The organism is Streptomyces sp. NPDC001220 (assembly GCF_053597895.1).
Map to the genome: position 1 here is coordinate 184417 of NZ_JBSFJE010000004.1, position 21177 is coordinate 205593.

General features: G+C 73.4%; 16 protein-coding genes, 1 tRNA gene and 1 pseudogene. 10 read left to right on the forward strand and 8 right to left on the reverse strand.

Annotation, left to right across the window (positions count from 1 at the left end; translation table 11 throughout):
• Nucleotides 1–63: 63 nt before the first annotated feature.
• A complete protein-coding gene (locus tag ACWDGI_RS11545; protein WP_450757794.1) occupies nt 64–921 on the forward strand; it encodes a dioxygenase family protein in 858 nt (285 codons plus the stop codon).
• 2 nt (nt 922–923) lie between these two features.
• Nucleotides 924–1985: a maleylacetate reductase gene (locus tag ACWDGI_RS11550; RefSeq protein WP_450758470.1), complete on the forward strand. Its 1062-nt coding sequence runs from the start codon at nt 924–926 to the stop codon at nt 1983–1985.
• Nucleotides 1986–2184: 199 nt separating this feature from the next.
• Here the strand turns inward: ACWDGI_RS11550 and ACWDGI_RS11555 are convergent, their stop codons facing one another.
• A complete protein-coding gene (locus ACWDGI_RS11555; RefSeq protein WP_450757795.1) occupies nt 2185–2763 on the reverse strand; it encodes a TetR/AcrR family transcriptional regulator in 579 nt (192 codons plus the stop codon).
• Between the two features lie 208 nt (nt 2764–2971).
• Between ACWDGI_RS11555 and ACWDGI_RS11560 the strand changes: the two genes are divergently transcribed.
• The 4 genes and pseudogenes from ACWDGI_RS11560 to ACWDGI_RS11575 all read left to right on the forward strand — a co-directional run bounded on the left by ACWDGI_RS11560 (nt 2972) and on the right by ACWDGI_RS11575 (nt 6083).
• Nucleotides 2972–4399, forward strand: a complete 1428-nt coding sequence (locus tag ACWDGI_RS11560; RefSeq protein ID WP_450757797.1) for an MFS transporter — start codon at nt 2972–2974, stop codon at nt 4397–4399.
• A 45-nt stretch (nt 4400–4444) separates the two neighbouring features.
• A tRNA-Pro gene (locus ACWDGI_RS11565) sits at nt 4445–4518 on the forward strand.
• Nucleotides 4519–4893: 375 nt separating this feature from the next.
• Nucleotides 4894–5790, forward strand: a pseudogene (locus tag ACWDGI_RS11570) (CocE/NonD family hydrolase); the annotation flags it as partial.
• Between the two features lie 131 nt (nt 5791–5921).
• Nucleotides 5922–6083, forward strand: a complete 162-nt coding sequence (locus tag ACWDGI_RS11575; protein ID WP_450757799.1) for a hypothetical protein — start codon at nt 5922–5924, stop codon at nt 6081–6083.
• 184 nt (nt 6084–6267) lie between these two features.
• Here ACWDGI_RS11575 and ACWDGI_RS11580 read toward each other — a convergent pair whose 3' ends face one another.
• The 5 genes from ACWDGI_RS11580 to ACWDGI_RS11600 all read right to left on the reverse strand — a co-directional run bounded on the left by ACWDGI_RS11580 (nt 6268) and on the right by ACWDGI_RS11600 (nt 14136).
• Nucleotides 6268–7458: a substrate-binding domain-containing protein gene (locus ACWDGI_RS11580; RefSeq protein ID WP_450757801.1), complete on the reverse strand. Its 1191-nt coding sequence runs from the start codon at nt 7456–7458 to the stop codon at nt 6268–6270.
• On the reverse strand, nt 7455–8525 hold the full coding sequence (locus ACWDGI_RS11585; RefSeq protein WP_450757803.1) for an ABC transporter permease: 1071 nt from the start codon (nt 8523–8525) through the stop codon (nt 7455–7457). The genes ACWDGI_RS11580 and ACWDGI_RS11585 overlap by 4 nt, the downstream gene beginning before the upstream one ends.
• Nucleotides 8522–10045 carry a sugar ABC transporter ATP-binding protein gene (locus ACWDGI_RS11590; protein WP_450757805.1) on the reverse strand — a complete coding sequence of 508 codons (1524 nt, stop codon included), beginning with the start codon at nt 10043–10045 and terminating at the stop codon, nt 8522–8524. The genes ACWDGI_RS11585 and ACWDGI_RS11590 overlap by 4 nt, the downstream gene beginning before the upstream one ends.
• 128 nt (nt 10046–10173) lie before the next feature.
• Nucleotides 10174–12996, reverse strand: coding sequence for a SpoIIE family protein phosphatase (locus ACWDGI_RS11595; RefSeq protein WP_450757807.1), 2823 nt, complete (start codon nt 12994–12996; stop codon nt 10174–10176).
• A 135-nt stretch (nt 12997–13131) separates the two neighbouring features.
• Nucleotides 13132–14136 (reverse strand): cyclase family protein, encoded by a 1005-nt coding sequence (locus tag ACWDGI_RS11600; RefSeq protein WP_450757809.1) that lies wholly within the window; start codon nt 14134–14136, stop codon nt 13132–13134.
• A 196-nt stretch (nt 14137–14332) separates the two neighbouring features.
• Between ACWDGI_RS11600 and ACWDGI_RS11605 the strand changes: the two genes are divergently transcribed.
• The 4 genes from ACWDGI_RS11605 to ACWDGI_RS11620 all read left to right on the forward strand — a co-directional run bounded on the left by ACWDGI_RS11605 (nt 14333) and on the right by ACWDGI_RS11620 (nt 18981).
• Nucleotides 14333–16513 carry a SpoIIE family protein phosphatase gene (locus tag ACWDGI_RS11605; protein WP_450757811.1) on the forward strand — a complete coding sequence of 727 codons (2181 nt, stop codon included), beginning with the start codon at nt 14333–14335 and terminating at the stop codon, nt 16511–16513.
• The gene (locus tag ACWDGI_RS11610) at nt 16510–17244 is read left to right on the forward strand and encodes a hypothetical protein (RefSeq protein ID WP_450757812.1); all 735 of its coding nucleotides are present in this window, start codon (nt 16510–16512) and stop codon (nt 17242–17244) included. Before ACWDGI_RS11605 ends, ACWDGI_RS11610 begins: the two co-directional genes overlap by 4 nt.
• Before the next feature lie 27 nt (nt 17245–17271).
• The gene (locus ACWDGI_RS11615) at nt 17272–17700 is read left to right on the forward strand and encodes an OsmC family protein (RefSeq protein ID WP_450757814.1); all 429 of its coding nucleotides are present in this window, start codon (nt 17272–17274) and stop codon (nt 17698–17700) included.
• 117 nt (nt 17701–17817) lie between these two features.
• The gene (locus ACWDGI_RS11620) at nt 17818–18981 is read left to right on the forward strand and encodes a cytochrome P450 (protein ID WP_450757816.1); all 1164 of its coding nucleotides are present in this window, start codon (nt 17818–17820) and stop codon (nt 18979–18981) included.
• A gap of 36 nt (nt 18982–19017) precedes the next feature.
• Here the strand turns inward: ACWDGI_RS11620 and ACWDGI_RS11625 are convergent, their stop codons facing one another.
• Nucleotides 19018–20178: an iron-containing alcohol dehydrogenase family protein gene (locus ACWDGI_RS11625; RefSeq protein ID WP_450757818.1), complete on the reverse strand. Its 1161-nt coding sequence runs from the start codon at nt 20176–20178 to the stop codon at nt 19018–19020.
• A 46-nt stretch (nt 20179–20224) separates the two neighbouring features.
• The gene (locus ACWDGI_RS11630) at nt 20225–21154 is read right to left on the reverse strand and encodes an NAD(P)-dependent oxidoreductase (protein ID WP_450757820.1); all 930 of its coding nucleotides are present in this window, start codon (nt 21152–21154) and stop codon (nt 20225–20227) included.
• Nucleotides 21155–21177 lie beyond the last annotated feature (23 nt).

Here is a 21177-nt window from a genome sequence, read left to right on the forward strand (position 1 = left end):
CATTGAACGGTGAACGGGTCTAGGCTCGCCCATGGTCACTGTTGCGCCGGGCAAGGAGCCGTCATGACAACCGAGGACGCGGTCACCACGGAGGCCGTCGAGAGCCTGCGAGCCACCGACGACCCCCGGCTGCGCGACGTGCTCGCGGCGCTGATCCGCCATCTGCACGCCTTCGCGCGCGAGACCCGGCTGACCCAGGGCGAGTGGGAGACGGCGGTCGCGTTCCTCACCGCGACCGGCCAGACCTGCACGGACACCCGGCAGGAGTTCATCCTGCTCTCCGACGTGCTGGGCCTGTCGATGCTGGTCGAGACGGTCAACGGGCACAGTGACCCCGGCAGCACCGAGTCGACCGTCCTCGGCCCCTTCCACATGACCGAGTCCCCGGTCCGGGAGCTGGGCGCGGACATCGACCTGGTCGGCGCCGGTGAACCCTGCGTGGTCAGCGGAGTCGTCCGGTCCGCCGACGGCACCCCGCTGCCCGGCGCCGTCCTGGACGTCTGGCAGGCCGACCCGCACGGCTTCTACGACGTGCAGCAGCCCGAGGTCCAGCCGCCCGGCAACGGCCGCGGCCTGTTCACGGCCGACGGCGAGGGCCGTTTCCGGTTCCGGACCTGTGTGCCCAGCGCGTATCCGATCCCGACCGACGGCCCGGTGGGCGCCCTGCTGAAGGCCACCGGACGGCACCCCTACCGCCCCGCCCACATCCACTTCATCGTCTCGGCCGCGGGGCACACCCCGGTCACCACGCACATCTTCGTCGCCGGCGGCGACTACCTGGACTCCGACGCGGTGTTCGCGGTCAAGGAGAGCCTGGTCAAGGACTTCACGCCGACCGACGACCCGGCGCTGGCGGGGGAGTTCGGCGTGCCGAACCCGTTCCGGCACGCCCGCTTCGACCTCGTACTGGAGCGTTCGTGACGCTGGACTTCGTGTACGAGACCCGGCCCGCCCGGGTGGTCTTCCGGCCCGGCGCCGCGCTCACCGCGCCCGCCGCGGAGGCCCGGCTGCTCGGTCTGCGGCGGCTGCTGGTGCTCAGCGGCGAGCGGGGTGCGCGGACCGCGCGGGCCGTCGCCGACTCGCTCGGGTCCGCCTGCGCCGGCCTGCACACCGGGGCCCGGATGCACGTCCCCGTCGAGGTCGCCGACCGGGGTGTCGAGGCGGCCCGGGCGGCGGCCGCCGACGGCTGCGTGGCCGTCGGCGGCGGCTCGGCCATCGGCCTCGGCAAGGCCATCGCCCTGCGCACCGGCCTCCCGGTGATCGCCGTGCCCTCGACCTACGCGGGCTCCGAGATGACCCCGGTCTGGGGCCTCACCGAGCACGGCGCCAAACGCACCGGCCGGGACCCCGTGGTCCTGCCGCGCAGTGTCGTCTACGACCCCGAGCTCACCCTCTCCCTGCCCGTTCCGCTCTCGGTGACCAGCGGGATCAACGCCCTCGCCCACGCCGTGGAGGCGCTGTACGCCCCCGACGGCTCACCGCTGGTGGCGCTGATGGCCGAGGAGGGGATCCGGGCGCTGGCGGGCGCGCTGCCCGGGATCGCCGCCGCCCCGGACTCGGTACCGGCCCGCTCCCGCGCCCTGTACGGCGCCTGGCTGTGCGGGGCCTGCCTGGGCGCCACCACCATGGGCCTGCACCACAAGCTGTGCCATGTCCTCGGCGGCACGTTCGGGCTCCCGCACGCGGAGACCCACACCGTCGTCCTGCCGTACGCCCTCGCCTTCAACGCGCCGGCCGTCCCGGAGGCGGCGGCCGCCGTGGCCCGGGCACTGGGGGCGGACGATGCGCCGGGCGCCCTGCAGGAGCTGGCCGGGCGTCTGGGGGCGCCTCGTTCGCTCGCCGAACTCGGCCTGAAAGAAGGCGACTTGGCGGTGGCGGCCGGGCAGGTGGCAGGGCAGGCGTATGCCAACCCGAGGCCGGTCGCCGCGGACGACGCACTGGGTGTGTTGCGGGCGGCGTACGAAGGCAGAAGCGTTCGGGGCTGAGCGGCGAGTGGTGATCCGCGGGTCGGTGGGGCCTGTCGCGCCGGCGTGGCGGGAGCCCGGGATCGACACCGCCCGGCGCCTCTGATGGACCGGTACCGCCCGGCGCTTCTATGGACCGGTACCGCCCCGCGCTTCTGATGGACCGGTACCGCCCCGCGCCTCCGACGGATCGATACCGCCCTCGCCTTTGGAGGGGCGTCTACCGCACGGCTCGTACCCCGTCCAGGGCGATGGACATGACCCGGTCGCGCTGGGCCTCGTCCTCGAAGGCCGTCGCCGTGATGCCCGAGACCATCCGCAGCAGGTCGCCGATCTCCATGTCCGTCCGTACCACGCCCGCCTTCTGGGCCCTCTCCAGCAGCGGGCCGCCGGCCGAGTACATCGAGTCCCGGCAGGCCGAGAAGATCTCCGACTCGTCGTTGAGCGCCTCGCGGACCGCCCGCTTGGTGACCATGTAGCCGGTGAAGCGGTCCAGCCAGGAGGTCAGGGCCTGCCACGGTTCCAGCCCGGCCAGCTCGACGGCCGCCCGGCACAGGGTGTTGACCTCGTCGGCGTAGACGCTCTCGAAGAGGTCGCGGCGGGTGGGGAAGTTGCGGTACAGCGTGCCGATCCCGACCCCGGCGCGGCGGGCGACGTCCTCCAGGGAGGCCTCCGCGCCCTTCTCGGCGAACGCCTCGCGGGCGGCCGTGACCAGCGCGTCGTAGTTGCGGGCCGCGTCTTTGCGGTGCGGTCTGCGGGACGCGACGATCTCACTGACGGGGAAGGGGCCGACGGTCACTGCTGCCTCCCGGGGGACGAGGGTGAACCGGAGGGATTCCTCGACTTCGGTTGAAGCGGAGGGTTGCCTCCAGTACAGTGGAGGGGTACCTCCACTTTAGCAGTGCGAAAAGGGCCCGCCATGGCCGGACGCGGCCTGCGCCCACGCCCTTGCGCACCTACCCAGACATCTCGTTCCCTCCGTGTCCGATGTTCGGAGAGGCTCTTTCATGCCCCGGAAGTCCCCCCGCCTCACCTTCGCGGTCCTCGCGACCGGTGCCGGCGTGTTCTCCATGCTCCAGTCGCTGGTCGCGCCGGCCCTGCCGACCGTCCAGCACGCCCTGCACACCTCGCAGTCCGACGCGACCTGGGTGATGACGGCCTACCTGCTGTCCGCCTCGGTCTTCACCCCGATACTCGGCCGGGTCGGGGACCTGGCCGGCAAGAGGCGCACCCTCGTCGCCGTCCTGGTGGCCGTCCTGGCCGGCTGTCTGCTCGCCGCCCTCGCGCCCAGCATCGGCGTCCTGATCGTCGCCCGGGTCGTCCAGGGCGTCGGCGGCGCCCTGTTCCCGCTCTCCTTCGGCATCATCCGGGACGAGTTCGCCCCGGCCCAGGTCAGCGGCAGCATCAGCAACCTGTCCGCGGTGATCGCGGCCGGCGGCGGCGTCGGCATCGTGGCCGCCGGGCCCATCGTCTCCGCGCTGGACTACCGCTGGCTGTTCTGGATCCCGGTCGGTGTGGTCGCCGTGACCGTCCTCATCGCCGCCCGCTATGTCCCCGAGTCGCCCAAGAGGGCCCAGGGCAGCGTGAGTTGGCTCGGCGCCGGGCTCCTCTCCGCGTGGCTGGTGGCGCTGCTGCTGCCGCTGAGCCAGGCCGGACAGTGGGGCTGGGGCTCGGCCAAGGTGCTCGGCCTCTTCGGCACGGCCGTCGTGCTGTTCGCGGTGTGGCTGCTCGTCGAGGCCCGCTCCCGCACCCCGCTGATCGACCTGCGCGTCATGCGGCTGCCCGTCGTCTGGACCACCAACGCGGCGGCCCTGCTGTTCGGTGCGGGCATGTACGCCCTCTGGTCCTTCCTGCCCGGCTTCGTCCAGACGCCGTCCTCCGCCGGATACGGCTTCGGCGCCAGCGTCACCGCCTCCGGGCTGCTGATGCTCCCGATGCTGCTCGCGATGTTCCTCTCCGGCATCCTCACCGGCCGGCTCGAGCCCAGGGTGGGCGCGAAGGCGCTCCTCACCGCCGGTGCCGCCTTCGGCGCCCTCGCGCTCGGCATGCTCGCCCTGTGGCACACCGCCCAGTGGCAGATCACCGTCGTCTCCGGCCTCTTCGGCCTCGGAATCGGCCTGGCCTTCGCCTCGATGGCCAACCTCGTCGTCGGCAGCGTGCCGCCCGAGCAGACCGGCGCCGCGACCGGCATGAACGCCAACATCCGCACCATCGGCGGCTCCATCGGCGCCGCGCTCACCAGCGTCCTGGTCACCGGCCGGCTTCAGCCCTCCGGACTGCCCTACGCCTCCGGCTACACCCACGCCTGGGCGCTGCTCGCCCTGTTCTGCCTGGCCGCCGCCGGGGCCGCGCTCCTGGTGCCGGTCCGCCGCGGACAGCGCGTCACCGTACCGGTCGCGGAGCCGGCGGCAGCAGCACCGGCACGCGTGCGGTAGTGTTGACCTGCGTGATCACGCGGCATCCACCGCGTGACTCCGCAGCGGGACGTGGCGCAGCTTGGTAGCGCACTTGACTGGGGGTCAAGGGGTCGCAGGTTCAAATCCTGTCGTCCCGACTTTACGAAGTCGCAGATCAGGGTGTGTGTCAGAGGATTCTGACACACACCTTTGATCATTTCCGGGGCAAGTCGCGAGCGGGGCCCACCACTTGGCGGCCGGGCGGTCAGGCCGCCGTCGGCCCTCGACCCCGACCAGGCCCTCCTCGTCGAGGTCCGCCGCCTGACCTGAGCCAGCCGTGCCCGGAGTCGTCGCACGACGCGTCCTGCGGGAGGGATCCACCCTGCACGGGGTGATCGCGCGACAGGACCTGGCGGAGCGACGCTTCGACCGGGGACCCGTCTCGTTCTTCTGGAACCCCTGAGCCGAATCGCCCCGGCAAGCCGGTCCCGGGGCACGTCCAGGACCACACGGCGAGAAGGGAGTTCCCGCGGCGTGGCAACCGGGTGGCCGTCGACGTCGTGCGGCCCGGTGAACCGGCCGCCAAGGGCCACAAGATTCCGGTCATCATGGAGGCCAGCCCCTATTACTCCTGCTGCGGTCGTGGCAACGAGAACCAGAAGAAGACCTATGACGCGGTCGGGCGACCGGTCCGCTTCCCGCTCTTCTACGACAACTACTTCGTCCCGTGCGGTTATGCCTTCGTCGCGGTCGATCTCCCCGGCACCGGCCGCTCCGACGGCTGCACGGACGCCGGAGGACCCATCGACATCCAGTCCACGAAATCCGTCGTCGACTGGCTGAACGGGCGTGCCCACGGCTACACCACGCACACCGGTACCACCCGCGCACAGGCCACCTGGACCGACGGCGCCACCGGGATGATCGGCAAGAGCTGGGACGGCAGCATCGCCAACGGGGTCGCGGCCACCGGCGTCGAAGGACTGAAGACGATCGTCCCGATCAGCTCCATCTCCTCCTGGTACGACGCCTACTTCTCCCAGGGAGCCTGGCTGGTCGGCAGCGCCCCCACGCCCGGTGCGCTGATCCGCATGGTCGAGAGCGATGCCACCGGTAAGCGCTGCGCCGCCGTGAACAAGCCGCTCGGCGACCCTGCCGTCAAGTCCGGTGACTGGTGCTCCACTTGGGCCGAGCGGGATTATGTGACGGACGCGGACAAGGTCAGGGCGAGCGTCTTCGTCGTGCACGGCATGCAGGACCTCACGGTCCGCACCGAGGAGTTCGGCCAGTGGTGGGACGCCCTCGCCGGGAACGGTGTCGTACGCAAGATCTGGCTCTCCCAGACCGGGCACGTCGACCCCTTCGACTACCGGCGCGGCGCCTGGGTCGACACCCTGCACCGCTGGTTCGACCATGAACTCCTCGGCTACCACATCCCGTCGTCGAGGGCGGGGCGCCGGTGTTCTGTGTCCGGACCGCGGCCGGAGGTCCACGTGCCCCCGTACGCCGGCTGGACCGGGTCGAGGGCTGGTGCGAGCGGGCGGGCGGTTCACAGGAACTGATGCGCATCGTGGCTCCGGCCGAGGACGGGCATGCGGCGCGCACCGGCTATGCGTGCCTCAACAACGCCTCCCCGACCGTGATCCAGCAGACCACCGAGATCCTGGCCACCGCCACCGCCACCGCCACCGCCACCGCCACCGCCGCCGCCGCCAGCCGCTGACGCGGTGCGTGGACGCAGACCCGGTCGCGGAGATTGCCGGACGGCGACGGCCGCCTCGTTCCGGGACGTCCGCCGCCGTGCACCGGCGGACGACCGGCTCCGCCCGTCCGGAGCGGCCTCGGGCCTCGATGCCCCGGGCCGGGCTCGCTCGGCCGAGGCCCCGCCGCGGCCTGTTGCGTCTCCGTCACCTGCCCCAGATCCTCCGGTACGCCTCCCGGTAGCCCGACGGGTCCCAGGCCGAGGTCCCTTCGCTGTTGGCCGCCGTGGAGACGTGCACGGGCGCGACGTAACCGCTGGCGGGACGACCGGAGAAGGCGCGGTTGAACTCGTCGGCGATCTGCCAGCCCTGCAGCGACAGCGGCTCGGGGACGGTGGCCGCCTGGTACTGAGCGCCGTTGATGCGCTGGAAGGCGGACGGGTCGCCGTCGCCGGCGCCGATGTTGAAGGGCGGACCGGTGCCGCTGCCCCCGGCCGCACGGAAGGCGGGGGCGGCGTCGGCGAAGTACAGGTCGTTGATCGCCACGGAGTAGGTCCAGCGGTTCCCGAACCGGGCCAGGAGGGTGGAGACCTCCCTGGCGGTACGGGTGCTGGTGTCCGGGATCGGGATGTTCTCGTACGCCAGCACCCGCATCCCCGCACAGGTGGCCAGCCCCTTTCTGATCAGCTCGGACTTGTGGTGGGCGAACGGGATCGAGGCGTCGGTGAAGAGGACGACCCCGGCGTTGCCCCGGGAGTCCGCGACGACCCACTGCGCGCTGATCGCGGCGACGTCGCCGACGTCGGTGGTGACGTTGGTGAAGAGCTTCGGCCGCACGCTGGGACCGGGGGAGGTGACCGCGTGCCAGCCGACGAGCGGGATGCCCGCCGCGGTGGCCCGCGCGGTCTGCTGCGCCGTCGAGGCGGGGTCGAAACCGCCGATGACGATGCCCGAGGGCCGCAGAGCCACGGCCTCGCTCAGCGCCGCCTGGATACCGGCGGGGGTGCCCTCGCCGTCGATCACCCGGACGTTCCAGCCGATGACCCGCGCGGCCTCCCGCAGGCCCTTCGCGACGCCCGCGACGCCGGGGTTGGTCATGGTCTGCGCGACGTAGACGATCGTCTTGCCGGACACCGCCGCGGGGCCGCTGGTCGGCCCGTTCCAGGGGACGTCGGTCCGCTCCGCCCGGGTGACTGCTGCCCGGGCCCGTGCCTGGGCCGCCGGGCAGCCGCTCGGGCCGGTGGCGGAGGCCGTGGGGCCGCCCGGCGACCCGCGTTCACAGCCCGCGAGCGCGGTCGCCGCCGCCAGCAGGGCGACGGCGACGGATCGGGCCGGGGAGACCCTGTGGTTGCGGTGCACGGGCGCTCCTCGCGCGGGAGAAGGACGCGGGGGACTCATGGCGTGGGGCCCGCCGGGTCACCGTCCCGGGCCGAGGGGGACGGCTCGGAGGGGGCTGCGGACGCGTCGGCCCCGGTACGCAGACGGCGGGCGGAGTAGCCGGCCAGCCCGACGGCGAGCAGGAGCGTGCCGCCGTAGAACAGCGGGACCGTCCAGAAGTCCGCGCCCAGCTGGCCGATGCCGGTCAGGCCGACCGCGAGCACGGCGACGGCGACCAGCGTGCCCAGGGCGTTGGGGCGGCCGGGTCTGATCGCGGTGGAGCCGAGCAGCGCCCCGGCGAAGGCGGGCAGCAGATAGTCCAGGCCGACACTGGGATTGCCGATCTGCTGCTGGGCCGCGAGCAGCACACCGGCGAAACCGACGAGCAGCCCCGACGCGGCGAACGCGTAGACGGTGTACCGGCGGCCCGGGATGCCGACGAGCTCGGCCGCGCGTGGGTTCGAGCCGACGACGTAGAGGTAGCGGCCGAGCGGCAGCCGCTCCAGCACCAGCCAGAGGGCGCCGGCGAGGGCGAGCACGTACCAGGCGGGCACCGGAAGCCCGAGGAAGGTGGAGTTGTAGAGATCGGTGAAGGCGGCGGGGAGTCCCCGCGGACCGGGGACGATCCGGCCGCCGTCGGTGATCCAGCCGGTCACGGCGTACATCATGCTGCCCGTCCCGAGGGTGGCGATGAAGGAGTCGATCCGGCCGAACTCGACGACCGCGCCGTTGAGGACGCCCACCACCGCCCCGCCGGCGACCACCACCAGGCAGGCCCAGGGCCAGGGCCACTCCTCGGTGACCACGAGGTGCATCACCATCACGTGCGCCAGGCCGAGGCCGTAGCCGAGGGAGAGGTCGAACGCGCCGGTCACGATGGGGACCGTGGCGGCGAGCGCGAGGACGGCCGGGATGGACTGGTTGAACAGGATCGAGTCGACCGTGTCCCGGGTCGGAAAGGTGCGGGGCAGCGCGAGCGAGAAGACCAGGAAGAGCAGAGCGGTGAGGACCGGCAGGCCGTAGGCGCCGACGTGGTGTCCGGCGGGGCCCCGGCGCGGCCGGGCCGGGGCCCTGGGCGAGGCGGTCATGAGGCCGTCGCGGTTCCGGCGGGGGGCATGGCCGAGGCCGCCCGGGTGAGCCCGGTGACCGTGAGCGCGGGACCGCTCAGTTCGGTCGTCACGGAGCCGCGGACGAACACCAGGGCGCGCCGGCACACGCCGGCGACCTCCTCGAGGTCCGTGGAGACGAGCAGCACCGCGAGCCCGCCGGCCAGCGCCTCGTCGAGCAGCCGGTAGACGGCGGCCTTGGCCCCGACGTCCACGCTGGCCGTCGGGTCCTCCAGGACCAGCAGGCGCAGGCCCACCGGGTGCCAGCGGCCGAGCATGACCTTCTGCTGGTTCCCGCCGGAGAGCGTGCCGATCGGGGCCTCGCTGTCCGGGGGACGCACCGAGAACCGTTCGATCAGGCCGGCGGCCGTGGCGCGTTCACGCCGGGGGACGATCCGGTGCAGCGCCGGCACGCCCGCGGCGCCCGGGTTGGCCAGGAGGTTCTCCCGCACGGTCAGTTCGGCGGCGCAGCCCTCCCGCTGTCTGTCCCCGGGCACCAGGCCGACCCCGAGGCGGACGGCGTCGGCGACCGTGCGGGGGCGGTACGGCCGGCCGTCGAGCAGGACCCGGCCGCCGAGGAGGGGGCGGGCACCTGCCAGGGCCCGGCCCAGTTCCCGGTGTCCGGCGCCGGAGAGGCCGACCAGCCCCAGCACCTCGCCCGCCCTGAGGTCCAGGCCGACCGGTCCGGTACCGGCGGTCCGTACGCCGTCGAGGGTGAGGACGGCCGGGCCGTCGGCGGGGACGGTGGCGGGCCGGTACCGGGTGGGTTCCTCGCCGACGATGTCGCGGACCAGGCGGGCGGGGCTGTGGCCCGCCAGGTCGCCGTGGCTGACCAGCCGGCCGTCGCGCAGGACGGCGAAGGCGTCGGCGACCTCGTACACCTCGTCCAGCCGGTGGGTGACGTAGAGCAGGCCGTGCCCCCGGTCGCGCAGGGTGCGCAGGACGCGGAACAGCCGGGCGCAGTCCGCGGCGGGCAGCCGGGCGGTCGGCTCGTCCAGGACGACGACTCCCGCCCGGGTGGCCAGGGCCCGGGCGATGGCGACCAGCGACCGCTCGGCGGGCGAGAGCCGGGCGACCGGCGTGGCGGGGTCGAGGTTTCCGGCGACGGCCGCCAGGGTGTCGGCGCACCGCTCCCGGGTGCGCCGCCAGGAGATCAGCCCGGCGCGGCGCCGGTATCCGGTGCTCAGGGCGATGTTCTCGGCGACGGTCATCCACTCCACCAGACCGAGGTCCTGGTGGATGAAGGACATGGCGGCGCAGGCGGCACGGCTGCCCAGCGGGTGCCCGTCCACCGTGACCCGTCCCGCCTCGGCGCGGTGGATGCCGGCGAGCACCTTGATGAGGGTGGACTTTCCGGCGCCGTTGGGGCCGAGGAGGGCGAGGACGCTGCCCGCGCGGACGTCGAGGTCGACCCCGTCGAGCGCGAGGGTCCCGCCGAACCGCTTGGTGAGGCCGCGGACGCGGACGAGGGGGTGCGCAGAGGTGTCGGGAGGGTCGTGCACGGACAGCTCCGAGGGTCGGCCTGGCGAGTTCTTCCCGACTGTCGCCAGCGATACTAATGCGACTATCCATACCAATTCGGGTATCTGCCGCTCCGTGTGACACCAACGGGTCAGTGGCGGTGCCGGTCTCAGCCGCCCCCCAGGCCGCACTCGGCCCAGATGACCTTGCCCTGCGGCAGGTAGCGCGTCCCCCAGCTCTGTGCCAGCTGGGCGATGAGGAACAGGCCCCTGCCGCCCTCGTCGGTGCTGGCCGCCCGGCGCAGATGCGGGGCGGTGTTGCTGGTGTCGGAGACCTCGCAGATCAGGGTGCGGTCGAGCAGCAGCCGCACCCGGATCGGGCCGGAGCCGTGGCGGATGGCGTTGGTGACCAGCTCGCTGAGCATCAGTTCCGCCGCGAACGCGGCCTCGTCGACTCCCCAGTCGGCCAGTTGCCGCATGGCGGCGGCCCGGACCTCGCCGACGAGGGCCGGGTCGGCCTCCAGCTCCCAGCCGGCGATCCGGTCGGGGGGCAGGGCACGGGTGCGGGCGACGAGCAGCGCGATGTCGTCACCCGGATGGACGGGTGCCACGCCGTTCAGGATGGCCTGGCAGGTCTCGTCGGGTGTGCGCCCCGGTTGCGCCAGGACCGTACGCAGCCGGTCGAGGGCGACGTCGACGTCTCGGTACCGGTCCTCGATGAGCCCGTCGGTGTAGAGGACCAGCAGGCTGCCCTCGGGGAGGCCGACGTCGACGGCTTCGAAGGGCAGGCCGCCGAGGCCCAGCGGCGGTCCGGCGGGCAGCTCGGGGAAGGAGACCGTGCCGTCGGGGCGGGCCAGCGCGGGCGGCGGGTGCCCGGCACGGGCCATGGTGCACTGCAGCGTGGTCGGGTCGTAGACGGCGTACAGGCAGGTCGCGCCGAGGATGCCCGCTTCGGCGGCGGCGGGGTCCTCCCGGTCCAGGCGTCCCACCAGGTTGTCGAGATGGGTGAGGACCTCGTCCGGGGGGAAGTCGAGTTCGGCGAAGCTGCGGGCGGCGGTGCGCAGCCGGCCCATGGTGGCGGCGGAGAGCATGCCGTGGCCGACGACGTCCCCGACCATGAGCCCGACCCGGGTGCCGGAGAGCGGGATGACGTCGTACCAGTCCCCGCCCACGTCGGACTCGGCCGGCAGGTAGCGGTGGGCCACCTCGGCGGCGTCCTGGTCGGGCAGGCCCTGCGGGAGCAGGCTGCGCTGGAGGGCCAGGACCATGGTGCGCTCGCGGGTGTAGCGCCGGGCGTTGTCGATGGACAGGGCGGCACGGGCGGCGAGTTCCTGGGCCAGTGAACGGTCGTCGTCGCCGAAGGGTGCGGGATCCCGGCCGCGGTAGAAGGCGGCCACGCCCAGGACGACACCGCGGGCCACCAGCGGGACCGCGATCAGGGAGTGGACGTGGGTGAGCAGTTCCACGGTGTGCTCGGGATCGTGCGCCAGCCAGCCCGCGGCGACCTCCAGATCCGGCTCCAGCACCGGCTCCCCGCCGGTCAGGCAGCGCAGCTGCGGAGTGGCCGGCCCGTAGTCGACCTGCTTGCCGACCGGGTGGAAGGGGCAGTCGTCGCGGATGCCGTGCACCACCGTACGGCGCAGGTCGCCGTGCGGCTCGGCGGACTCCTCGCCGCGCAGTACCGCCTCGGGCAGGTCGATCGTGATGTAGTCGGCGAGTCGCGGCACCGCCGTCCGGGCCAGTTCCTGGGCGGTGCGGCGCACGTCCAGGGTGGTGCCTATGCGCGTACTGGCCTCGGACAGCAGCTCCAGCCGGCGTCGGGCGGCGAGGGCGTACCGTCCCACCTCCGGTTCCCCCACGAGCAGCAGCCCTCTCGAGGGGGGCGTGACGGCGGGACCGCCCGCCCGTGCTCCCGCGACCGTGACGTCCCTGCCGCCCGAGGCGACCTGGCCGGGCGCGGTGACGGTGACGGCCCCGGACGGCAGGACGAAACCGGGGGCGGCGGGCGCCGCCGGGAAGTCCGGCAACTCGTCGAACGGCCACGGGGCGTTGAGGGGATCCCGTGGCGCGGGGCCGGGCAGAACGGCCTCGATGGCCACGCCCTCGACTCCGGTGGTGCTGGTCATGGGGCGGCTCAGCAGCGTGACACGGCGGCCGTCGGACAGGCAGACGTGGACCGCCGCCCGCTGTGCGCGGGAGAGCAGTTCGGTGGCCTTCTCCATGAGGATCGCGCGGTCCCGCGGGTGCTGTCCGAGGGCCAGTTCGTCCAGTCCGACGGTGTGGCGACAGCCGACGGCGGCCTCCGCCTCGGTCTCCATGTACGCCCGCAGCAGCGCCCGCTCGCGTGCGGAGCTCTGTCTCAGCAGCCGCCGTTCCACGGCGCGCGCCGCCTTGCGGATCACGGTGGCCAGCCGGGGGTCGTCGAAGGAGCGTGGATAGCCGAAGCACAGCACGCCCTCGATACGGCCGCTGAGCGGGTCGCGGACCGGGAGCGCGCGGCAGGCGCTCGTCTGGGCCCGCTCGGCGAAGTGCTCGGCGCCGTAGACCCGGATGAGCTGCCGCTCCGCCAGCGCCAGACCGATGCCGTTCGTGCCGGCGACCTGCTCGGCGAAGACGAAGCCCGGCACGCACTGGATCGCCGGGAGGCTTCTGGCCAGGGACGCCTCTCCGAAACGGCGCAGCAGGACGATGCCGTTCGGATCGGCGACGGAGATGTTCAGCCGACTGCCGGCGAACCTGTACTGGAGCCGGTCGAGCACCGGCACGGCCGCGCGCACGATCCGGGCGTCCCGCTCGAAATCGTCCCGGAAGGGGAGGTCGGACTGGTCCGCCGAGAGCCCCAGGGACCGGCAGCGCTGCCACGAGTTCAGGATCGAGCTACGCACACCCGGGTCGACGGGACCGCCCTCCAGGAACCGCTCACGCGAAAGCGCGGGTCCTGCGCCGCCTGTCGCACGCCCCGTGGGCGCCGGTGCCCCGCCGAACCGCACCACACTTCGCCTCGCTCGCGATAGTCCACTTTCCGTCAACGATTTCCGTAAACAACCCGACATGAAAGAGAATACGGACATTGAGGACGTGCGTCGCGGGGTGGCATTGCTGCCATGTACATATCGCCAGGCTGTTCGTCACAGGACCGCCACCGGGCTGACGGGCGAACCCGTTCCGCCCGGGACGTTCAGCGGTGCCACCACCAGCAGGAACTCGTACCGACCGGCCTTCGCGGTGGCGGCCGAGAGGGCTTCCAGATCGAGGTTGTCCAGCAGCGGGACGCCCATCGCGGCCAGGGCCAGGGCATGGACCGGCGAGTGCACACCCTCGACCGGCGAGGGCCGGACATCGCTGTCGCCGTCACCGCCGAGCAGCGCGATGCCGCGCTCCGCCAGCAGCGGTACGGCGTCCACGTGGAAGCCCGCGCTCGCGGTGTCCGGGTCCCAGGCGCCCAGCTCCGTGCGGCGCCGGACGTGCCCGGACCGCAGCAGCACCGCGTCACCCTCGCCGATCGTCACCCCCAGCCTGCGCTCCGCGTCGGTGACGTCCCGCGCGTGCACCGCTCGTCCCGGCTCCAGCCAGCGGACCCCGAGGACGGCGGGGAGGTCCAGGAGCACGCCCCTGGTGACGAGGGGCCCGAGCGCCGACACCGCCCCGAAGCGGGCGCCCGCGGTGCCCACGACGTCGGCGGCCGTCCGGCCGTCGTAGAGCTGCCCCCGGTAGGCGATGTGGCACAGGGCGTCGAGATGCGTGATGCCCTTGCCGTGGTAGTCGGCGGCGATGAAGTCCTTGTGGGCGGTGGGCTCCGGGCGCTCCGCGTCACCGAGGTCGGTCATCTGGTGCAGCGCGGGCCTGCGGTTGTCGGGGCCGGGCCGGGTGTTCCACGGCAGCGCCAGCGGGACGACCGCCCCGGACCGCACGCCGGCCGTGGCCCGCCGTACCCGGTCCGCGGTCACCCGGTTCCAGGCGCCGCGGTCGGCCGGGTCCCAGCGCCCCCAGGTGCGGACCGCCTCGAAGAGCGCGTCGAACTCCCGCCGGGAGACGGCGGGCCCGTTGCCCGTGACGGCGGAGCCGGGACCAGAGGGGCCAGGGGGTTCGGGGGGATCGGGGGGATCGAGGGCATCGGCGGACTTCGAGGTCATCGGTACTCACCGTTCTCCGTTTCCCGAGCGGGACGCACGGGAGCGTGGCGCCTGTGATCAACTCCAGCTTCGCACAGGGGCCTGCGCGGGCAGGCCCAGATGTGGGCCGCCTCGGTCTGGGGTGACCATGGATGAAGACAGCACACCCCGCCGACGTTCCACGAGCCAGGGCACCGGACGGGAGGGAAGATGAGGGATGGGCACGACGGACTCCTCCCGAGCAGTCGCCGGCCGGCCGGCGGCCGGTCCCGCCGCGCCGCCCAGCGGCCTGCTGGATCTGCTCAGCGTCGCCGCGGTGGTGCTGAACTCGAAGGGCCAGGTGGTCCTCTGGAGCCCCAAGGCCGAGGAACTGTTCGGCCACAGCGCCGGCGAGGCGCTGGGGCAGTACGCGGCTCAGCTGATGGTCCACGAGGAGCACCGGGACGACGTCGCCAAGCTGTTCGCGCAGGTCATGGAATCCGGCCAGGACTGGGCCGGGGTCTTTCCGGTCCGGCACAAGGACGGCAGCACCCGCCTCGTGGAGTTCCGCAACATGAGGCTGATGGACGACCTCGGCGGCTTCTACGCGCTGGGGCTCGCCGCCGACCAGGCCGCCGTGGAGCGGGTCGAACGGGACGCCGCCCTGGCCATGCGCCTGGTGTCCCAGTCCCCGGTCGGGCTCGCCATCCTGGACACGGACCTGCGGTACCGGGCCGTCAATCCCGCCCTGGAACGCATCACGGGCCAGTCCGCCGCCGAACGGCTGGGGCATTCGGCCGGCGAGATCCTGACCTACCTGGACACCGGGCCCGAGGCGCGGCTGCGCAGGGTCCTGGAGACGGGCGAGTCGGTCGTGGACCGGGACATCGTCTGCCGTCCGCCCGGCGACCCGGACCACGACCACGCCTGGTCCGTCTCGTACTACCGGCTGGAGGACTCCGGCGGGCGGGTGCTGGGCCTGGCCTACTCCGTCATCGACGTCACCGAACGCCACCGGGCGGCCGCCGAGGCGGCCGACGCCCGGCAACGCCTGGCACTGATCGCCCAGGCCTCCGCCTCCGTGGGCACCACCCTCGATCTGGAGACGACGGCATGCGAGCTGGCCGACGTCGTCGTACCGGACCTGGCCGACGTGGCCGCGGTGGACGTGCTCGACCGGGCGCTCGACGGCCGGACCGTTCCGCGGGAGGGCCCGCTGTGCTTCCGTACCCTCGCCGTCAGCGCGGTCCACGCCGGTGAGGAGATGCGCGCGGCCCACCCGCCCGGCGGACTCGCCGTCTACGACAGCGACCGTCTGATCGCCCGGTGCGTGCGCACCGGTCAACCGGTCCTGCTGCCCCACACCACGCCCCGGGACCTGGAGCTCATCGCCCGCCACGACGCGTCCGCCTCCCACCTCGCGGACGCGGGCGTCCACTCCTACCTGGCCGTACCGCTGCCGGCCCGGGGCGAGGTCCTCGGCGCCCTGACCCTCGCCCGCACCCGGAACCCCGCGCCCTTCGACGACGACGACGTGTTCCTCGCCTGCGAGCTGGCCGCCCGGGCCGCGGTCTGCATCGACAACGCCCGCGGCTACCAGGCCCAGCGCCATGCGGCCCTCACCCTCCAGCGCAGTCTGCTCCCGCACCTCGCGACGCACCTGCCGGGCCTGGAGGTGGCCTGCCGCTACCAGCCCGCCGGCGCCACGAGCGAGATCGGCGGCGACTGGTACGACGCCATACCCCTGCGGGGCGACAAGACCGCCCTGGTCGTCGGGGACGTCATGGGCAGCGGCATCAACGCCGCCGCCACCATGGGGCAACTCCGCAGCGCCGCCCGGGCCTTCGCCGAGCTCGACCTCGCCCCGGACGAGGCCCTGTACCACCTCGACCACCTCACCGAGGGCGGCGAGCAGGCCATCACCACCTGCCTCTACTGCGTCTGCGACCCGCACCGGGGCGAGTGCCGGATGTGTCTCGCCGGCCACCTGCCCCCGGCCCTGCTGCGGGCCGGCCACCCGGCGCGGCTGCTCGACCTGCCGGCCGGCGTACCGCTGGGCGTCGGCGGGGTGCTCTTCGAGGCCGCCACCGTCGACTTCCGCCCCGGCGACGAACTGGTCCTCTACACCGACGGCCTGGTCGAGACCCGCAGCGAACCCATCGACGCCCGCCTGGACACCCTGCTCGACGCCGTCACCGCGACCCGCGGCCGCGATCTGGAGGAGACCTGCGAACGCATCCTGGAGACGCTGCGGCCGCCCGGCGGCGAGGACGACGTCGCCCTGCTCATCGCCCGGGCCCAGCCCCTGCTCCCGGCGAGTCCGGCAAGTCCGGCGAGGCCGGCGAGTCCCGGGCCGGCGGGGACCTCCTGTACCGGCCGACCGGACGGCGAGTGGTCTCGGGGACAATCGTCGCCATGAACGACCGCATGGGCGATGCCGAGAACCGGCTGGCCAGGATCGAGCGGCTGCTGGCGGACGGCGAGCGCGAGGTGGTGCCCGCGTGGCGCAGGGCCACGCGGGGCGAGCCACGGTGGGCCGTGACCGCCGTCATCCTGGTGGCCGTGGTGCTCCAGCTGGCGCTGCCCCACCGGCTCGCCCTCCAGCCGTACTGGGCCCTGCCGGCCCTGGAACTGGTGCTGCTGGCCGGCCTGATCGTCGGCAACCCCCGGCGGGTGGAGCCCCGCACCCGGTGGCTGCGCGTCCTGGGCCTGGTCCTGATGTGCGTGATCAGCCTCGCCAACGGCTGGGCGGCGGTGCGGCTCGTGGTGGGTCTGGTGAACGGCACCGAGGGCGAGGACGCCGGACCGCTGCTGCTGACCGGCGGCGGCATCTGGCTGACGAACGTCATCGTGTTCGCGCTCTGGTACTGGGAGTGGGACCGCGGCGGACCGATGGCGCGGGTCCAGGGTCACCACCAGTACGCGGACTTCCTCTTCGTGCAGATGCAGAGCCCCGAGACCGCCCCGAGCGACTGGGAGCCGACCTTCCTCGACTACCTGTACCTGTCCTTCACCAACTCCACCGCCTTCAGCCCGACCGACGTGATGCCCTTGTCGCGGTGGGCCAAGATGCTGATGATGCTGCAGTCCTCCGTCTCCCTGGTGACGGTGGTGCTGGTGGTGGCGCGGGCCGTGAACATCCTGCACTGACGGCCGGGCTGCCATAGGTTCGGCGGTATGAGCGAAGACTCCCTGCGCCTGGTGACGGTCGAGCGCACCGCCACCGGCAGCTTCACCGCGACGAACGCCCGCGGCGGCACGATCGACTTCGGTACCGCCGACGGCACCGAGTTCACCCCGGTGGAGCTCCTGCTCGCCGCGATCGGCGGCTGCACCGCGGCCGACGTCGACGTCGCCACCAGCCGCCACGTGGAGCCGGCCGCCTTCACCGTCACCGTCAGCGGCCACAAGGCCGGCGACGAGGGCGGCAACCGGATGACGGACCTCGCGGTCGCCTTCTCCGTCACCTTCCCGGACGGCCCGGCGGGCGACCGGGCCCGCGCCATCCTGCCCCGGGCGGTCGCCGTCTCGCACGACCGGCTGTGCACGGTCAGCCGCACGATCGAGGCCGGGACGCCCGTCGCCGTCTCGATCGTGGACGACTGATCCCGGAGGGCGGGGTGTGCCGGCGGTCGGTCAGGTCCGGGGCGGCGAACCGGGGCTCCGGGCGCCGTGCTTAGGTGGGGAGGTGAACGGATTCCCTCCGCCCGGCCGGACCGCGTGATGAGCACCGTCGACGCGTTCCCGCTCGGCGCCTCGACCACGCTCGCCGAACTCGCCCACGATCCGCACCCGCGCCTGGCACGGCTGCGCGCCGACGAACCCGTCTCCTGGCTGCCCGAGTTGAACGGCTGGCTGGTCACCCGGCGCGACCTCGCGGTCGACGTGATGCGGGACGCCGTCACCTTCACCGTCGACGACCCGCGCTTCTCCACCGCCCAGGTCGTCGGCCCCAGCATGCTCTCCCTGGACGGCGCCGCGCACACCCGCCACCGCGAGCCCTTCGCCGCTCCCTTCCGGCCCCGCGAGGTGCACGACGGCTTCGCCGCGTTCATCGAGCGGGAGACCGACCGCCTCATCACCGCACTGGAACCGTCCGGCGCCACCGAACTGCGCCGGGCCTTCGCCGGACCGCTGGCGGTCGCCGTGGTCACCGAGGCGCTCGGACTGGTCGGGGCCACCACGGACACGGTCCTCACCTGGTACGACGCGATCGTACGGTCCGTCTCGGACATCACCGAAGGACTGGAGGCGGGCCCCGTGGGCGCCGCCGCCTACGCGGAGCTGCGGGCCGCCGTCGAGGCGACCGTCGCCGACCGGCACGCGTCCTCGCTCCTCGTCTCCGCGGCCGGCCGGCTGACACCGCCCGAAGTCGCCTCCAACGCGGCGGTCCTGATGTTCGGCGGTATCGAGACCACCGAGGCGATGATCACCAACGCGCTGCTCCACCTGCTCGGGGACCCCGGTCAGCTCGCCCTCGTCCGAGCCGATCCGACCCTGCTGGACGGCGCGGTCGAGGAGTCGCTGCGCCTGGAGCCCGGAGCGGCGGTGGTGGACCGCTACGCCACCCGGGACGTCGTCCTCGGGCCGGCCGCCGTCCGCCGCGGCGACCTGGTCACCGTCTCCCTGACCGGCGCCAACCGCGACCCGGCGGTCTTCCCCGACCCGGACCGCTTCGACGTCCGCCGGGGCAACGCCCGCCTCCAACTGGCCTTCGCCCACGGCCCGCACCACTGCCTGGCCGCCCATCTGGCCCGCCTGGAGACCCGCATCGCCCTCCAGCGCCTGCTCGAACGCCTCCCCGCACTGCGCCTCGACCCGGAACGGCCCGCCGCGCCCTACGGACTGGTGTTCCGCAAGCCACCCAGCCTGCACGTGCGGTGGTGACGGTCCCATCCCACGCACACCGCCGCTCCCGGCCCCCTAGTACACCGCCTCCAGGATCCCGAGGATCTGCTCCTCGGTCGGCTGCCGCGGGGCGTTGGCGGTCACCGCGTCCGCGAGGGCGCCCGCGGCGATCGGGCGCAGCAGGTCCGGGCGGACGCCGAGGTCGCGCAGGGGCTGCTTGACGCCGAGCGCGCCGGAGATCTCGCGGACGGCGTCGATCGCGGCGCGGGCCCAGTCGCCGTCGGCCGGCGGGGCGAGGCGCAGCGCGCGGGCCGTCTGCTCGTAGGCGTCGCCGGCCGCCGGGGCACTGAACTCCAGCACCTCCTCCAGGACGGCGGCCAGCGCGACACCGTGCGGGGTACCGGTGTGGGCGGTCAGCGCGTGCCCGATGCCGTGCACGAGTCCCAACCCGGAGATGGTCAGCGCCTGGCCCGCCAGATGGGCGCCGAGCATCAACTGGCCACGCGCCTCCAGGTCCGAGCCGTCGGCATGGGCGCGGGGCAGCCAGCGGCCGACCATGGCCACCGCCTGCGTCGCGTACGCGGCCGAGACCGGGTTGGCGCCCCGCGAGGCCAGCGACTCGATGCCGTGCACCAGGGCGTCGACACCGGTGGCGGCGGTGATCCGGGCGGGCAGTCCGAGCGTCAGCTCCGGGTCCAGCAGCGCGATCCGCGGCTTGACCGAGGGGTGGCCGATGTACACCTTGCGGCGAGCTCCGGTGTCCTCGATGACACCGAAGCCGTTGGTCTCCGCGCCGGTGCCCGAGGTGGTCGGGATCGCGATCAGCGGCAGACCGTCCAGCGCCTCCCACAGGGTGTCCGCGTCCGCCGCCACCGCGTCGGAGTTGCCGACCAGGAGCGAGATGCCCTTGGCCGCGTCCAGGACCGAGCCGCCGCCGAGGGCGACGACCACCGCCGGGCCGAACTCCCGCGCGCGGGCGGCGCCCTCGTCGACGTTGCCGGTGGACGGGTTGGCGCCGACCCCGTCGTACACCCCGTGTTCGACCCCCGCCGCGTCCAGCACCTTGAGCACCTGGCCGAGAATCCCGGCGGCCCGCAGCCCGTGGTCGGTGACCACGAACGCGCGGCTCATGCCGAGGGAGGCGACCAGGTCCGGGAGGTGCGAGAGGCGGCCGGGGCCGAACTCGATACGGCAGGTGGGGTCGACGGTCAGCTGACTGGTGAGGGACTCGCCCATGGCGTACGGCTCCTGGAAACGCGGGGAAGAGGGAGGGTGGTTCGGCTCAGACGGGGGTGCTCAGCAGGGCCTCCTCCGGGTGCGGGAGGCGGAACTCCCGTCCGGCCAGGGCCTCGTAGAGGCGCACCGGGCTCATCTCCCCGGCCAGGTCGCCGTGCTGGGCCTTGGAGCGGCGGTAGATCTGCTCCACCAGCGCGGACAGCTCGGTGGCGACGCCCAGGTCACGGCCGAGGTCCACCGCGAGGCCGAGGTCCTTGCAGGCGAGGACCATGGCGAACGAGTCGTCGTAGTCGCCGTCGACCAGCACGGACAGCAGGTCCCGCTCCAGGAAGTGCGAGGCGGCCGGGCTGGCCAGCAGCGAACTGCGCAGCACTCCCAGGTCCACCCCCGCCTTCGTGCCCATCGCCAGCACCTCGGAGGTGGCCACGAGGTGGCTGAACCACAGCAGGTTGATCATCAGCTTGACCGTGTAGCCGGCGCCGAGCGGGCCCACGTGCAGCACCTTGTCGGGGTCGCCCAGGGTCTCGAGGACCGGCAGGCACATCCGGAAGTCGTCCGCCGCCCCGCCGACGAATATCTGCAGCCGCCCGGCCTCGGCGCCGTGCGCCATGCCGCTCACCGGAGCGTCCAGGCGGCGCACCCCGCGCCGGTCCAGGACGTCGGCGGCGATCCGGTCCGCCACCGCCGGGGTGGAGGTCGACATGTCGATCCACAGCGCGCCCTCGGGCAGCGCCTCGGCCGCCCCGCCGCGCAGCAGCACCTCTTCCACGACGCGCGGGTTGGGCAGCATCGTGATCAGCAGTTCGGCGTCGGCCACGCACTCGGCCGGGGTGTCGGCCCAGCGGGCGCCGAGCGCCAGATGTTCGACGGCGGCCTCGGGCCGGGTGTCGTACACGGTGACCAGGTGTCCCGCGTGGATCAGGTGGCGGGCCATGTGGCGTCCCATGTTGCCCAGGCCGATGAAACCGATCCTCATCGTTGTCCTCGCTAGATACGGGA

Excerpts from the sequence above, each read along its gene's own strand:
- ACWDGI_RS11545 (WP_450757794.1), top strand. The coding sequence starts at position 64 with ATGACAACCGAGGACGCGGTCACCACGGAGGCCGTCGAGAGCCTGCGA.
- ACWDGI_RS11560 (WP_450757797.1), top strand. The coding sequence starts at position 2,972 with ATGCCCCGGAAGTCCCCCCGCCTCACCTTCGCGGTCCTCGCGACCGGT.
- ACWDGI_RS11575 (WP_450757799.1), top strand. The coding sequence starts at position 5,922 with ATGCGCATCGTGGCTCCGGCCGAGGACGGGCATGCGGCGCGCACCGGC.
- ACWDGI_RS11580 (WP_450757801.1), bottom strand. The coding sequence starts at position 7,458 with ATGAGTCCCCCGCGTCCTTCTCCCGCGCGAGGAGCGCCCGTGCACCGC.
- ACWDGI_RS11585 (WP_450757803.1), bottom strand. The coding sequence starts at position 8,525 with ATGACCGCCTCGCCCAGGGCCCCGGCCCGGCCGCGCCGGGGCCCCGCC.
- ACWDGI_RS11600 (WP_450757809.1), bottom strand. The coding sequence starts at position 14,136 with ATGACCTCGAAGTCCGCCGATGCCCTCGATCCCCCCGATCCCCCCGAA.
- ACWDGI_RS11605 (WP_450757811.1), top strand. The coding sequence starts at position 14,333 with ATGGGCACGACGGACTCCTCCCGAGCAGTCGCCGGCCGGCCGGCGGCC.
- ACWDGI_RS11610 (WP_450757812.1), top strand. The coding sequence starts at position 16,510 with ATGAACGACCGCATGGGCGATGCCGAGAACCGGCTGGCCAGGATCGAG.
- ACWDGI_RS11615 (WP_450757814.1), top strand. The coding sequence starts at position 17,272 with ATGAGCGAAGACTCCCTGCGCCTGGTGACGGTCGAGCGCACCGCCACC.
- ACWDGI_RS11620 (WP_450757816.1), top strand. The coding sequence starts at position 17,818 with ATGAGCACCGTCGACGCGTTCCCGCTCGGCGCCTCGACCACGCTCGCC.
- ACWDGI_RS11625 (WP_450757818.1), bottom strand. The coding sequence starts at position 20,178 with ATGGGCGAGTCCCTCACCAGTCAGCTGACCGTCGACCCCACCTGCCGT.
- ACWDGI_RS11630 (WP_450757820.1), bottom strand. The coding sequence starts at position 21,154 with ATGAGGATCGGTTTCATCGGCCTGGGCAACATGGGACGCCACATGGCC.